Here is a 14,520-nt window from a genome sequence, read left to right as displayed (position 1 = left end):
GAGGGTGAACTGTAAGTTCAGCGCGCGGGGGGCGGTGCGGGTGGCGCCGGCGGTGTGAACTGTGCGGGCTCTCCCGGGGCGATGTTCTGGTTGGAGCGGAAAAGGTTCGTGGGGTCGAACTCACGCTTGAGGGCGCGCAGCCGCCGCAACTTGTCCGCGCCGTACGCCTGCCGGATCCGCTCTTCGCCCTCGTCCATGAGGAAGTTGACGTAGACACCGGAGTGATGGGGTTTCAGCGCCGACCAGGTGTCGCGCACCCACGCGCGTTCCTCGGCGAAGCCCTCGGCCGAGGTGCAGTTGCCGTTGATGTTGAACGTATGGCCTCCGCCGCGGCCACCGAACGCGGTGTCGTCCTCGCCCACGCGGGCCACGGCGCCGCCGAGGTGGAACATCCCGCAGGTCGACAGCGGCGAGGCGACCCGTGTGGCGTGTGCGGTGGTGGAGTCGATGACGTCGTCGGAGAGCCGGTCGACGTCACAGGACCGGAAGTAGTACCACCAGCCGGGGCGGAAGGACGGGTCGAACATGGCCTGGTGTTGCAGGAAGGGCTTGGGCGCGCACAGGTCCAGCAGTGGCCTGCCGAAGGCCCGCAGTGGCCGTACGACCTGCTCGCCGGCCTCGACGTCCCCCGCGTAGCAGCTGATCACGGTGATGATGCGGCGGCCGTGCAGCTCGGGCGGGACGACCGGGAGCGGGGGTGCCTTGCGCAGCACGACGATCGTCATCAGGTCGTCCGGAATGTCGGTGATCCAGTCGCGGTAGAAGCGCAGCACCTCCGGCGCGTCCTCCATGGGCCACAAGATCGGCCCGGCGAGCACCGTCGGCCCCACCGGGTTGAGTCGGAACTCGAACTCGGTAACCACTCCGAAGTTGCCGCCCGCGCCGCGCACGCCCCAGAAGAGTCCGGGCTCGTGCCGCTCGCTCGCCGTCAGGAACGCGCCGTCCGCGGTCACCAGGTCCACGGACAGCATCTGGTCGATCGTGAGTCCGTATCGGCGCATGAGCCAGCCGATACCGCCGCCGAGGGTCAGCCCGGCGAGCCCGGTGTGGGTCACGATCCCGGCGGGCACCGCCATCCCGAAATGCTGCGTCTCCCGGTCGAGCGCGCCGAGCAGCACCCCGGCCTGTGCGCGGGCGGTGCGGGACTCGGGGTCGACACGGATGCCCTTCATCGGCGACAGGTCGATGACCAGCCCGCCGTCGCACACCGACTGACCCGGGAAGCTGTGGCCGCCGCTGCGTACGGCGAGCGGCAGGCCGGTCAGGCGCGCGCAGCGCAGCGCCGCGACGACGTCGGCGACGCCCGTGCAGTACGCGATGAGGGCCGGGAACTTGCTGATGGAGCCGTTCCAGATCTTCCGCGCCTCGTCGTAGGCGGGGTCGTCCGGCCGTACCAGCCGCCCGTGGAAGGAGTTCTCCAGCTCCCGGTATGCCGCCGCGTCCAGCGGTACGGCGGCCGTGGCGGCGTCCATGAGACCCTCACCCCTCACTAGGTCGGCGGGCCCTCTTCCAGCCTGGCACAGCGACGGCCCGAGGGCTTGGCGAGCAGCAGAGCGTCCCCGTCACCCACCCGGTCCGCCCGCACACGACAGCTTCGCCCCGCCCGTGATCCGCTGGAACCGTGCAGGCCCCCACCCCGCTGCTCCCCGGCCCTGTCCGGCGGCTCGCCGCCTGGTGTGTCGTCGTGCTGCTCGTCGCCGGGGTCGTCTACGTCGGCATCCGGCTGGCCGTGGAGTTCCGTACGGCCGTCGTGCCCGTGCTGCTCGCGCTGCTGGGGACGGCGCTGCTCGGGCCGCTGTACCGGCGGCTGGTGAAGGCCAAGGTGAATCGGTCCGTCGCCGCCGGGCTCACCTGCGTCGCTGTCGTGGCTGTTGTCGGCGGGGCCGTGTATATCGTCGTCGCCGCGATCGTGGACAGCGGTGAGGAGATCGTCGCCTCGCTCAGGCGGGCGGGCCAGGATCTCACCGAGCACTTCGGGGCGGCCGGGACCTCACTGGACGACCTCGCCTCCAATGCCAAAGAGCTGCTCACCAGGTTCGGCGGCACGGCCGCCTCCGGGGTCATCAGCGGGGTCAGCGTCGTGGGCGAGACCATCGCCATCGCGGTGCTCGCCCTGTTACTGGTCTTCTTCTTTCTGCGGGACTCCGATCAGGCCGTCGGTGTTCTGCGGTCCGTCGTTCCGGGGCGGAGCGGGGACGTCGTGGAGGCCATGGCCCGGCGGGCGTTCCAGGCCGTGGAGGGGTTCATGCGGGGGACCACCGTCATCGCCCTCATCGACGCCCTCTTCATCACCGTCGGCCTGCTCGTCCTCGACGTCCCGGGTGCGGCGGGGCTCGGTGCGCTCGTCTTCGTCGGGGCCTACATCCCCTATCTCGGCGCCTTCATCTCGGGGGCGGTCGCCGTGCTGGTGGCGCTCGCCGACCGGGGGTTCGTCATCGCGCTGTGGGTGCTGGGGGTGGTGCTCGCCGTGCAGATGCTGGAGGGGCATGTGCTGCAGCCCGTGGTCCAGAGCCGGACCGTGCAGATGCATCCCGCCGTCGTCATGGTGGCGATCACCGCGGGGGCCTCCGTGGCCGGGATCCTCGGCATGCTGCTCGCGGTACCGCTCACCGCCGCCGTCTTCGGCGTCGTACGCGAACTGCGGGAGCGCTACGGCAGCGCCACGCCCGCCGCGCCGGCCGAACCGGCGGCGCCCTCGGACTCGTAGAGCTCGAACCAGATGCTCTTGCCCTCGCCGCGAGGGTCCACCCCCCACGCCTGGGCCAGCAGCTCGATCAGCATTAGGCCCCGCCCGGACGACGCCAGCTCCCCGGGGCTGCGCTTGTGCGGCAGGTCGTCGCTGTTGTCGGTGACCTCGACCCGCATCCGGCGATCACCCGGCTCGCCGCGCACCTCGGCGAGGAGCAGGGCGTCGGCGTCGGTGTGGACGAGGACGTTCGTCAGCGTCTCGGACAGCAGCAGCACCGCCGAGTCGACCTGGTCCTCCCAGGCCCAGTCGTGCAGCAGCTCCCGCAGTTGCTGCCGGGCCACCGCGACCCGCTCCGGCTCGGCCTGCGCGACCGACATCACGGTGCGCCGGATCGGCGGCCGCACGGCCACCGTCTCGCCACAGCCGCAGCCGTCGTCCTGCCGGGTCAGCAGCAGCACCGCTATGTCGTCCTCGCGCCGGTCGGCGAGCGGGCCGGTGGTGTGGTGCGAGGAGGGGCCGTGGACGGCCTGGACCAGGGCGTCGGCGAGCGCCTCCAGGTTGCCGTCGTGTTCCTCCAGGATCGAGCGGATGCGCTTCCAGCCGGTCTCCAGGTCGTGGCCGCCGGTCTCGATCAGGCCGTCCGTGCAGATCAGCATGGTCTCGCCGGGTTCCAGGGTGATCCTGGTCGTCGGGTAGTCGGCGTCCGGGTCGATGCCGAGGGGGAGACCGCCGGCCGTCGGGCGGGCCAGCACCGTGCCGTCGACCATGCGGATCGCCGGGTCCGGGTGGCCGGCGCGGGCGATGTCCAGCAGGCCGGTCGTGGGGTCGACCTCGACATACAGACAGGTCGCGAAGCGCAGGTCGGAGGGGTCCTCGTCGAGGGCGCCGAACGTCATCCCGTGCAGGAAGCGCGAGGCGCGGGAGAGCACGGCGTCGGGGCGGTGGCCCTCGGAGGCGTAGGCGCGCAGGGCGATACGGAGCTGGCCCATCAGGCCCGCCGCCCGTACGTCATGGCCCTGGACGTCGCCGATGACCAGGGCGAAGCGGCCGTTGGGCAGCGGGATCATGTCGTACCAGTCGCCGCCGACCTGGAGCCCGCCGCCGGTCGGGACATAGCGCGCGGCGACGCCCATGCCCGGTATCTCGGGGCCGAGCTGGGGCAGCATCGAGCGCTGGAGGCCGTCCGTCAGCTCCCGCGCGGACTCGGCGGCCTCGGCGCGCGAGAGGGCCTGGGCGAGCATGCGGGCCACCGTCGTCAGCACGGAGCGCTCGTCCGGGGTGAAGGCGACCGGATAGGTGAACGCCGCCATCCAGGCGCCCATCGTGCGGCCGGCCACGGTCAGCGGCAGAAACGCCCACGACTGCCGGTTGAAGTGCGCGGCGAGCGGCCAGGTGAGCGGGTAGCGGTCCTTGTACTTGTCGGGCGAGGAGAGATAGACGGCACGGCCGGTGCGGACCACCTCGGCCGCCGGGTAGTCCGTGTCCAGGGCCATATGTGTGAAGGGGTCCTCGTCGCCGGGCTGATGGCCGTGGTGGCCGATGATCGTCAGGCGGTCGCCCGTGACGCCGAACACCGCCAGCCCGTCCGGGGAGAAGCCGGGCATCGACAGTCCGGCCGCGACCCGCAGCACCTCCTCGGTCGACCGCGCCTCGGCCAGCGCCCGGCCCGCGTCCAGCAGGAACGCCTCCCGTGAGCGCCGCCAGTCGCCGGTGACCGCCGTGCGCCCCGCGGAGGTGCCCGGCACCGGCTCGGTGACCTCCTGGAGGGAGCCGGTGACCTCGTACGCCCGCTTCTTGCGGTCGAAGGAGGCGTGGAAGCGGCTGCGGCCGACCCGGACGACCCGGCCCCGCCCGTCCATGATCCGGACCCGTACCTCGCCGAGCGTGCCCTCGGCGACGGCCAGCTGGATGACCCCGCTGATCTCGTTCCAGTCCACCGGATGCAGTCGGGAGCGCACCTGGGCCTGGCTGAGCGTGGCCTGCTCGGCGGGCAGCCCGAGCAGCCGTGCCGCCTCCGCGTCGACCGTGACCAGTCCCGTGGCGGTGTTCCAGTGCCACAGTCCGGTCGCGAGGGCGGCGAGAACCTCCCCCACGGCGGGCAGGGGCTCACCAGTGCGCATGCGCTCCACTTTAGGAAGAGGTGTTCGGACCCTGCCACCGAAGCTGTACGGGGCACCTGGTCAATAATGGTGGGGAGGCGATCTTGGGGTGCCCGGTAGGCTTGGGGGAGTTTCACGTGAAACACCGGCCGTGAGACACAGACCCCGATCCGCGAAGGCTGGATGAACGACGATGCATCGGTACAGGTCCCACACCTGCGGCGAGCTCCGCTCCTCTGACGTCGGTACCGACGTCCGGCTGAGTGGCTGGCTGCACAATCGGCGCGACCTGGGCGGCATCCTCTTCATCGATCTGCGCGACCACTACGGCATCACGCAGCTCGTCGCCCGTCCCGGCACGCCCGCCTACGAGGCCCTGGACAAGCTCTCCAAGGAGTCCACGGTCCGGATCGACGGCAAGGTCGTCTCCCGCGGCACCGAGAACATCAACCCCGACCTGCCCACCGGCGAGGTCGAGGTCGAGGTCGGCGAGGTCGAGCTGCTCGGCGCGGCCGCCCCGCTGCCGTTCACGATCAACACCGAGGACGGGGTCAACGAGGAGCGGCGCCTTGAGTACCGCTTCCTGGACCTGCGGCGCGAGCGCATGCACCGCAACATCCTGCTGCGTACGTCGGTGATCAGCGCCATTCGTCACAAGATGACGGCGCTCGGCTTCAACGAGATGGCGACGCCGATCCTGTCCGCGACCTCCCCCGAGGGCGCCCGCGACTTCGTCGTCCCCTCCCGTCTGCACCCGGGCAAGTTCTACGCCCTGCCGCAGGCGCCGCAGCAGTTCAAGCAGCTGCTGATGATCTCCGGCTTCGACCGCTACTTCCAGATCGCGCCCTGCTTCCGTGACGAGGACGCGCGCGCGGACCGCTCGCCGGGCGAGTTCTACCAGCTCGACATCGAGATGAGCTTCGTCGAGCAGGAGGACGTCTTCCAGCCGGTCGAGAAGCTGATGACCGAGCTGTTCGAGGAGTTCGGCAACGGCCGCCACGTCACGTCGCCGTTCCCGCGGATCCCGTTCCGCGAGGCGATGCTGAAGTACGGCTCCGACAAGCCCGACCTGCGTGCGCAGTTGGAACTCGTCGACATCACCGACGTCTTCGAGGGCTCGGAGTTCAAGGCGTTCGCCGGCAAGCATGTGCGCGCGCTGCCCGTGCCGGCCGTGCAGGACCAGCCCCGCAAGTTCTTCGACCAGCTCGGTGACTTCGCGGTCTCGCAGGGCGCCAAGGGCCTGGCCTGGGTGCGGGTGACCGAGGACGGGTCGCTCACCGGCCCGATCGCCAAGTTCCTCACCGAGGAGAACGTCAAGGTCCTCACCGAGCGCCTCGGCCTGGAGGCCGGTCACGCCGTGTTCTTCGGGGCGGGCGAGTTCGACGAGGTCTCGAAGATCATGGGCGCGGTGCGGGTCGAGGCCGCCAAGCGGGCCGGGCACTTCGAGGAGGGCGTCTTCCGGTTCTGCTGGATCGTCGACTTCCCGATGTACGAGAAGGACGAGGACACCGGCGCGATCGACTTCTCGCACAACCCCTTCTCCATGCCGCAGGGCGGCCTGGAGGCCCTTCAGACCCAGGACCCGCTGGACATCCTCGGCTGGCAGTACGACATCGTCTGCAACGGCGTCGAGCTGTCCTCCGGCGCGATCCGGAACCACGAGCCCGAGATCATGCTGAAGGCCTTCGAGATCGCGGGCTACGACCGCGAGACCGTCGAGGAGAAGTTCGCCGGCATGCTGCGCGCCTTCCGCTTCGGCGCCCCGCCGCACGGCGGCATCGCGCCCGGCGTCGACCGTATCGTCATGCTCCTCGCGGACGAGCCGAACATTCGCGAGACCATCGCCTTCCCGCTCAACGGCAACGCCCAGGACCTGATGATGGGCGCGCCGACGGAGCTGGAGGAGGCGCGGCTGAAGGAACTGCACCTGTCGGTGCGCAAGCCGCAGCCGAAGTAGCCCCGGCACTGGAGTGGCTCGGAACCGTCGTCGGTTCCGAGCCACTTTCGTTTGCGGGGTGCATGCAGGGCTCTCACCCAGCTCTTACTCATGCTCCTGACAGGCGCCGTCCCTAACTTCCTTGCCCATGACGGGAAACCAGACGGCCGAAGGGCCGAAACACAAGAAGGACCTCACGCGGCGCAAGGTCATGGCGGCCGGCGCGGGCGCCGCGGTCGCGGTGGGTGTGGGCGGCACCCTCGTGTCCGGCGCCTTCGCGGGTGAGAAGAGCGCGACGGGCGCCAAGGCCTCGGCGAGCGGCAGCGCCGGTGAGGCCTGTTACCAGCTCACCTCGGAGACCACGGAAGGTCCCTACTACATCGACGCGGACAAGCTCCGCCAGGACGTGACCGAGGACCAGGAGGGCATCCCGCTCACCCTCCGCCTCAAGGTGATCGACTCCGAGACCTGCAAGCCGATCAGGAACGCCGCGGTCGACATCTGGCACTGCAACGCGCTGGGCGTGTACTCGGGCTATGAGTCGATGGGCAGCGGCGGCGGTGGTGGCGGGGGCGGTACCCCGCCGTCCGGTGAGCCGACGGGCGAGCCCCCGTCCGGTGAGCCGTCGGGTGAGCCGGGTGGCGGAGGCGGCGGCGTCCACGAGGAGCCGACGGACGACGAGCGCTATCTGCGCGGCACGTGGAAGTCGGACAAGAACGGCCAGGTGGTCTTCAAGACGGTCTTCCCCGGCTGGTACCAGGGCCGTTGCGTCCACATCCACACCAAGGTGCATGTGAACGGCACCTGGACGGACGCGGGGTACGAGGGCGGCAACACCTGCCACACCGGTCAGCTCTTCTTCGACGAGGAGAGCGTGCTGGCCTCCGCGGAGGTGGAGCCGTACTCCACCAACACCGCCACCCGCACCACGCTCGACGAGGACACCATCTACCCGGACAACGGGACCGAGGGCGGCCTGCTGAAGCTGAAGTACCGGAAGAACGACATCGCGAAGGGCGTCGTCGCGACGATCACGATGGGCGTCGACCCCGAGGCCACCAACACCGGAACCTGACCGGCGGACGTACGGGACGCGGGGCGGATGTGCGCGCACATCCGCCCCGCGATCACATGTATGGACTTCACCCAGTGGCTGCCCGACTCCAGCCGGGGCCGGCGAGCGCGGGGCGGGCGGGATCGCCGGCTGGCGCTGGATGTTCGCGCTGGAGCGAGGAGGAGAAGGACACGCTCGGCCAGGCGATCGCCCGGGACGAGGAGGCGCGTGACCGGGCCCCGAGGACATCCCGGCTGAAGCTGGTCCTCCACCCCCAGGTCGCCCTGCTGACCGCGGTGTTCTTCGCGATGCCCTCACCGGGTACACGATGGCCCACTTCACCGACCGCGCCCCGGACCGCCGCCCTAGTGCGCGGCCACGCTGTTCCTCCAGGACACCACGGGCAGCACCAACGGGGGCCTGTACACCCTCTCCGCCGCCTCCGTTCTCGCGGTGTGCGGCGTGGCGTTCATCCGCCGGTCGCGGACGGCCGCCGTCCCGGCCTCGGAGACGGCGGCGACACGGGCGTGACCGCGGTCAGATCACCCAGAGCAGACCGTTCCCGCCGAGGAGCGTGCCGTGCTGCTGGGTGAGGCCGACGGTGTTCGCCGTGAACAAGCGGCTGTTGGTGGCCGTCGGGCGCGTGGAGCCGCCGGGGAACACCCAGACGGCGCCGGTGAAGTTGTTCTCCTGCGCCGAGCCGACGAACAACTCGGGCCTGCCGTCCTTGTTCACGTCCCCGGCGGCGACCGTCGTACCGAAGGCATCGTCGGTCTCGGAAGCGCCGGGCACGCCGGAGGTGTCCTGGGTGAAGGCGTACGAGCCGCTGCCGAGCGCTCCCGAGGCGCGGCCCGGGATCACGGTCACCATTCCCGCCCGGCGCTTGGTACCGAGTGCCTCGTAGGGCGTGCCGACCACGAGGTCGGCCAGTCCGTCCCGGTTGAGGTCGGCCACGGCCAGGGAACCGCCGAAGGCGTCGCCCTTCTCGCTCGCGCCGGGGACCGAGGAGGTGTTCTGCGTGATCTGCACGGGCCGCGCGTCGGCCGCGATGCCCGTCGCCGAGCCGTACCAGACCAGCACCCGCCCGCCCGACGCGCCGTCGGCGCCCGCGACTTCGGGTTCGTCCGGGTCGCCGACCGCGAGATCGGCGTAGCCGTCGCCGTTGATGTCGCCCGTGGCGGCGATGAGACCGTTGCCGGCCTTCAGGGGGGTCGGCGGGAACACGGGATCGATGTGGACCTCGCCGCCGGAGAGTCCGCTCAGGCGGGTGGTGACGACGACCCGGTTCGGCGTGGTGTTCCCGTCGAAGTCGCCGAGCGCGACGGTCTCCACGGAGGGGGTGGCCTGGTTGAACGTGGCCGAACCGAAGGTGCCCGTGCGGCTGAACGGCCCCTGGAAGAGCACCGATCCGTCGTATCCGGCGACCGCGACCTGGGTCTTCGCGCCCGCGCCGGTGCTGAGCGCGGCCACGTCCAGGCCGTAGTACGTCGGGGCGCCACTCGGCGTCGGCAGGTTGGTCCCGCTCGTGAGACCGCCGCTGCTGCCCCACAGCACCGTCACCAGCCCCGCGTTCCTGCCATCGGCCGTGTCCTCGTACGGCGTGGAGACCACCAGGTCGGCATACCCGTCCCGGTTCAGGTCCGCCGTGGCGGTGGCGGCGCCGAAGCGGTCGTACGCCTCACTCGTGCCCGGGACCCCCGAGGTGTTCTGTGTGATGGTCTTGCGGCGGGTCGCCGACAGGCCGGAGGCCGAGCCGTACAGGACGACGACGGCGCCCGCGGCCTCCTTGCCGGAGACGTTCGCGCCGGGTGCGGGCAGGACGGCGTCGCGGTATCCGTCGCGGTTGAAGTCACCGGGGACCGCGCCGTGCACGGCGGTCGCGGGGCCGGCGGGCAGCAGCATCCCCCCGATCAGACCGACGACGACGAACGCGGACGTGCTCCATCTGCCCATGTGAGTCCCCTCCACCCCAGACGCATCACCTGTGCGCCGACAACACGCGGGAAGTGTAAAGGCGCCCGGGGATCATTGCCCCCGGGCGCCTCAAGGTTCTCCGGAGCATCTCATGGGCACGGCACAGAGTCCTCGCGGGACGCGCACAGAGGAAGGCGATGTCCTGGCGGATGTCATGAGGCGACCGATCACTGAACCGTCGAAGGAGGACGCCATGGCCTTCACCATCGTGCTGTCCCTGTTGCCGATTGCCGGAGCAGTGGCAGCAGCCGTGGCGCTCCGGCGGTCCTACCGGGCGCAGGGCCCGTCCGACCTGGACGCTGAGGTCGAGGCCAACCGCTGGGTCGTACGGCTCGGCGGCAGCCTGTCCACCCTCGACCCGCGGACCTGGGCAGGCGCCGACCAGAGCGTGACCCGAGCCCTGGCGGACGCCTCCGAACGCCTCCACACCGCCCGGGCCCGGCTCCGGGCCGCCCACACCGCCCCCGAGTACGTCGAGGTGACAGCCACGGCGATGGAGGGCCTGGACCACATCCGCTCGGCCCGCACCGCCCTGGGCCTCGACCCCGGCCCGCCACCGCCGCCTCCGGGCCGGGCCGCCCGAGACGTCGTACCGACGGGATGAGTGCCGACCGACGTCACTCCTCCGCCGGCGGTCTGAGTGCCTCCTCCTCCAGCAGCCGCTCCGCGATGTCGTCGGCCCACGCCCGGGCCCACCCGCGCAGTACCGGCACCGACTCCTCGGCGAGGCCCCGCGCGGTGAACTCCCGGTCGTCCAGGAGTTCCGTCGCCTCCAGGCGGGACTGGAGGTCGGCCAGGTCCAGTTCGTCCCACGCGTGACGGCGGCCCAGTTCCTCCAGATCGGGGAAGCTGAAGTGGGCGGCGGCGGCGTGGACGTCGATCAGGTCGCGGGCGGCGCCGCGGTCGGTGAGGGCGCGGACCTTCGTGCCGATGAGGTCCTCGAGAGCGAGCGCCGGGCCGAGGTCGGTGATGACCGGCGGGCGCCAGAGCGTTTCCTTCAGGAGGTCGACCGTACGTTCCTCACCCGTGCCGGGGTCCGTGACGAGCAGGCGGGCGGAGAGCGGGTCGGTCTCCAGGGGGCGTACCCGCAGGCCGCGTTCCGTCAGGCCGTGGCGGACCATGGCCGCGATCCGGTCCATGGGCTCGGGGCTTTCCGTCGCCAACTCCAGGGGCACCGTCTCCCGAGCGGGTCCCGGGGCCAGACCGTGCGCCCGGACCGCGCAGTCACCGGCCAGGACGAGCGGGTAGCGGGCGCCGACCGTGAGGATGTCGGTCAGCAGATCGCGCGGCGGCGGGGGCGGGGGCGGGAGCGGGAGCATGGTGCGCCGATTATCGCGGTCGCGTCCGCATCAGCCGGACGCCAACATGCCGCCGTACAGGTGTAGTTCACCTCACGTCCTGTCGGCGTATTTCTCAAGGCCGGTTAAGGAATCCCAAAGGGTTCTCACAGGCCGCTCCCCGATCGTCCTGGACATGAGCCCACACAGCCCACGCCACGACAGACCCGGGGAGCGGTGACTGCCATGAAGCAGCTGGTCCTTGTCGCCGTCGACCTCGCGGCCATCTCCCTGCTCACCTTCGGCGTCTACTTCCCCCGCCACCACCGCCGGGACCTGATCGCCGCCTTCCTCGGCGTGAACGTCGGTGTCCTCGCCGTCGCGACCACGCTGAGCTCGGCCTCCGTGGGGATCGGGCTGGGCATGGGCCTGTTCGGGGTCCTGTCGATCATCCGGCTGCGGTCGTACGAGATCGCGCAGCATGAGATCGCCTACTACTTCTCCGCCCTCGCCATCGGGCTGCTCGCCGGGCTCCCCACGAGCCTGACCGTGCTGACGGCCGCCCTGATGGGGCTGATCGTCCTCACCATGTACGTCGCCGACCACCCCCGCCTCTTCGGCCGGCACCGGCAGCAGAGCCTGAAGCTCGACTCGGCGTACACCGACGAGGACGCCCTGCGCGCGCACCTGGAGGTGCTGCTGGGCGGGCGCGTGGTGAATCTGTCGGTCAAGGGCATCGACCTCGTCAATGACACCACTCAGGTCGAGGTGCGGTATGTGGTGACCGAGGGCGCGCGGGTCCCCGAGGAGGCCGGCTCCGCCGTCACACGGCAGGGGGCCCGGGCATGAGCGCCACCGACTCCCTCACCCCCCTGATCGGCGGCCTGCGGCCCATCGGGCTCGACGAACTCGTCGAACGTGCCTCGCTGCTGACCCGGCTGGACCGCAAGTACATGCTGCCCGTCAGTGAACTGCCGTACTTCATCGCAGGGTTGGGGGAGGACGTACGGGTTCTGGAGATGGACCGGGAACGTCGCTTCGGGTACCGGTCCGTGTACTTCGACACGCCTGAGCTGGACGGGTACCTGGGCGCCGCGCGCCGTCGCCGGCGGCGGTTCAAGCTCCGGATCCGCACCTACCTCGACTCCGGCGACCACTACTTCGAGGTCAAGACCCGTGGCCCGCGCGGTACGACCGTCAAGCAGCGCATCCCGTACGAGGGAAGCGAGTGGCGGCTCGCATCCGAGGCGCGGGCGTACGCCGACGAGACGCTCGCCGCGGCCGGCATCAACCCCGACGGGTTCCGGTTCACGCCCTCGCTGGTCACCTCGTATCGGCGCACGACCCTGTTCCTGCCCGCGAGCGACACCCGGGTGACCGTCGACACCGACCTGACCTGGGCCCTTCCCGACGGGACCGCGCTGCGCACCCCGGACAGGGCCATCGTCGAGACCAAGTCGGGGCGGGCCGGATCCGGCGCCGACCGGCTCCTGTGGTCCCTGAAGCACCGGCCCTGCCCGGTCTCCAAGTACGGCACGGGGCTCGCCGCGCTGCGCCCCGAACTGCCCGCACATCGTTGGCTGCCCGTTCTGCGGCGCCACTTTCCCAGCGCACTCGCATGGAACGGGAGTCCCGCATGAGCATGAGATCGGTGCGCAGGATGCGCACGATGCGCACGAAGCTGATGGCTGTCCTCGCCTCGGTGGCACTCGGTACGGCCGTGCTGGCCGGGTGCTCGTCCGGTGACAGCTCCTCGTCGGCCGCGGCGGGTTCGTCGAGTACGTCGTCGTCGGCCGCCGCGTCCGTGGACGGCTCTCTGCAGGCCGCCGCCGTCCTCGCCGACAACCAGGACGTCCACGCCGAGGACGGGGACACGGACGTCAACGCGTCCGAGGCCGTGGAGATCGAGCTGAACGGCGACTCCGCGTCCGCCCAGGGGGACGGGGTCAGCGTCGACGGGGCGACCGTCACCATCACCGCGGCCGGTACCTACCGGCTCAGCGGCAGTCTCGACGACGGGCAGGTGGTGGTGAAGGCCCCTGACGCGAAGGTGACCCTCATCCTCGACGGAGTCGGGATCTCCAACTCCAAGGGCGCCGCGATCGACATCGCCGACGCCGACGAGGCCGTGGTCGTCCTCGCCGACGGCAGCGAGAACTCGCTCGCCGACACCGACTCCTACGCCGAGGACGCCGAGGCGAACGCCGCCCTGTACAGCGCCGCCGACCTGACGATCGGGGGCGGCGGCTCGCTCACCGTGAAGGGCAACGGCAACGACGGCATCGCGAGCAGCGACGGCCTAGTCGTCCAGGGCGGCACCGTCACCGTCGACGCCGCCGACGACGGCGTCCGGGGCAAGGACTACCTGGTCGTGAGCGGTGGCACGGTCACGGTCACGGCGGGCGGCGACGGGCTCAAGGCCGACAACACCGAGGACGCGGACCGGGGGTACATCGCCGTCAGCGGCGGCACCGTGAAGGTCACCGCCGAGGGCGACGGCGTCGACGCGGCCACCGACGTGGTGGTCACCGGCGGGAAGGTGAACGTCGCCGCCAAGGCCTCCGGCGACTCCTCGGCGCACGGCCTGAAGTCGGGCGTCATCACCGTCCTCGAAGGCGGCACCGTCGACGTCGACGCCTCCGCCGACGCCCTGCACAGCGACTCGGCCGTCCACCTTGCCGGGGCCACCGTGACGGCCGCCGCCGGGGACGACGGGGTGCACGCCGAGGGCGACCTCGTCATCAGCGACGGCGCGCTGGAGATCACGACGTCGAACGAAGGGCTGGAGGGCAAGGACATCCTCGTCAGCGGCGGTTCGACGACCGTCACCTCCCGCGACGACGGTGTCAACGCGTCCGGCAGCGAGACCTCGTCGAGCGACCAGGGCGACCAGGGCGGGCAGGGCGGCTTCGGTGGTGGCGGCGGGGGCGAGAACGTCGGCGACTACACCGCCAAGGTCACCGGCGGCACCCTCGTCATCAACGCCGACGGCGACGGCTTCGACTCCAACGGAACCGCCGAGATCACCGGCGGCACGGTCGTCGTCAACGGCCCGGAGATGAACGGCAACGGCGCGCTGGACGTCAACGGCAGCTTCACCGTGAGCGGTGGCACGCTGCTTGCGGCCGGCAGCGCGGGCATGGTCGTCGCACCGGACAGCGAATCCGGGCAGGGCTGGCTGTCGGCGACCCTGGACTCGTCCGTCCCGTCCGGCACGACCCTGCACGTCGTGGACGCCGACGGCAAGGTCGTCGCGACGTACGTGACGTCGAAGACGGTCCAGAACGTCGTCTTCTCGTCCTCCGCGATCGAGAACGGGGAGGAGTACCGCATCTACTCCGGCGGTTCGGCGTCCGGCGAGACCACCGGGGGCCTGGCACAGCAGACGGGCGAGCTCGGTTCGGCAAAGGAGATCACCACGGCCACGGCCGGGGACGCCCCGGAGGGAGGGTTCGGCGGTGGGCCGGGCGGGGGCCGGAGCTGAGCGCTCC

Annotated in this window: 11 protein-coding genes; 7 read left to right on the top strand and 4 right to left on the bottom strand. The window is 71.0% G+C overall.

The features are described from left to right. Positions 1-17 precede the first annotated feature (17 nt). The gene (locus ACP4J3_RS35255) at positions 18-1,472 is read right to left on the bottom strand and encodes an FAD-binding oxidoreductase (RefSeq protein ID WP_426540381.1); all 1,455 of its coding nucleotides are present in this window, start codon (positions 1,470-1,472) and stop codon (positions 18-20) included. Between the two features lie 149 nt (positions 1,473-1,621). Here ACP4J3_RS35255 and ACP4J3_RS35250 point away from each other — a divergent pair, with 149 nt between their 5' ends. Beyond that, positions 1,622-2,707 carry an AI-2E family transporter gene (locus ACP4J3_RS35250; protein ID WP_426540380.1) on the top strand — a complete coding sequence of 362 codons (1,086 nt, stop codon included), beginning with the start codon at positions 1,622-1,624 and terminating at the stop codon, positions 2,705-2,707. Here ACP4J3_RS35250 and ACP4J3_RS35245 read toward each other — a convergent pair. Further along, complete coding sequence (locus ACP4J3_RS35245) at positions 2,650-4,809, bottom strand: ATP-binding SpoIIE family protein phosphatase (protein ID WP_426540379.1); 2,160 nt, start codon at positions 4,807-4,809, stop codon at positions 2,650-2,652. The two genes, ACP4J3_RS35250 and ACP4J3_RS35245, sit on opposite strands and share 58 nt — an antisense overlap. 172 nt (positions 4,810-4,981) lie before the next feature. Between ACP4J3_RS35245 and aspS the strand changes: the two genes are divergently transcribed. Further along, the gene (gene aspS / locus ACP4J3_RS35240) at positions 4,982-6,745 is read left to right on the top strand and encodes an aspartate--tRNA ligase (protein ID WP_426540378.1); all 1,764 of its coding nucleotides are present in this window, start codon (positions 4,982-4,984) and stop codon (positions 6,743-6,745) included. Positions 6,746-6,872: 127 nt separating this feature from the next. Continuing rightward, positions 6,873-7,799 (top strand): intradiol ring-cleavage dioxygenase, encoded by a 927-nt coding sequence (locus ACP4J3_RS35235; RefSeq protein WP_426540377.1) that lies wholly within the window; start codon positions 6,873-6,875, stop codon positions 7,797-7,799. Between the two features lie 516 nt (positions 7,800-8,315). Here the strand turns inward: ACP4J3_RS35235 and ACP4J3_RS35230 are convergent. Next, on the bottom strand, positions 8,316-9,731 hold the full coding sequence (locus tag ACP4J3_RS35230) for a VCBS repeat-containing protein (RefSeq protein ID WP_426540376.1): 1,416 nt from the start codon (positions 9,729-9,731) through the stop codon (positions 8,316-8,318). 214 nt (positions 9,732-9,945) lie between these two features. On the opposite strand from ACP4J3_RS35230, the gene ACP4J3_RS35225 reads away from it, so the two are divergent. Then, positions 9,946-10,356: a hypothetical protein gene (locus tag ACP4J3_RS35225; protein WP_426540375.1), complete on the top strand. Its 411-nt coding sequence runs from the start codon at positions 9,946-9,948 to the stop codon at positions 10,354-10,356. 13 nt (positions 10,357-10,369) lie between these two features. On the opposite strand, the gene ACP4J3_RS35220 is transcribed toward ACP4J3_RS35225, so the two are convergent. Next, positions 10,370-11,071, bottom strand: a complete 702-nt coding sequence (locus tag ACP4J3_RS35220) for a nucleotidyl transferase AbiEii/AbiGii toxin family protein (RefSeq protein WP_426540374.1) — start codon at positions 11,069-11,071, stop codon at positions 10,370-10,372. Positions 11,072-11,275: 204 nt separating this feature from the next. Here ACP4J3_RS35220 and ACP4J3_RS35215 point away from each other — a divergent pair, with 204 nt between their 5' ends. Genes ACP4J3_RS35215 through ACP4J3_RS35205 form a run of 3 tightly spaced genes read left to right on the top strand, consistent with a single transcriptional unit; the run spans position 11,276 to position 14,513 of the window. Then, complete coding sequence (locus ACP4J3_RS35215; protein WP_426540373.1) at positions 11,276-11,878, top strand: DUF4956 domain-containing protein; 603 nt, start codon at positions 11,276-11,278, stop codon at positions 11,876-11,878. Beyond that, on the top strand, positions 11,875-12,669 hold the full coding sequence (locus ACP4J3_RS35210; RefSeq protein ID WP_426540372.1) for a polyphosphate polymerase domain-containing protein: 795 nt from the start codon (positions 11,875-11,877) through the stop codon (positions 12,667-12,669). Before ACP4J3_RS35215 ends, ACP4J3_RS35210 begins: the two co-directional genes overlap by 4 nt. Continuing rightward, the gene (locus tag ACP4J3_RS35205; protein ID WP_426540371.1) at positions 12,666-14,513 is read left to right on the top strand and encodes a carbohydrate-binding domain-containing protein; all 1,848 of its coding nucleotides are present in this window, start codon (positions 12,666-12,668) and stop codon (positions 14,511-14,513) included. The genes ACP4J3_RS35210 and ACP4J3_RS35205 overlap by 4 nt, the downstream gene beginning before the upstream one ends. Positions 14,514-14,520: the final 7 nt, after the last annotated feature.

Source organism: Streptomyces sp. UG1, assembly GCF_049974585.1.
Classification (GTDB): Bacteria; Actinomycetota; Actinomycetes; order Streptomycetales; family Streptomycetaceae; genus Streptomyces.
This window is presented reverse-complemented; position numbering and strand designations above follow the sequence as displayed.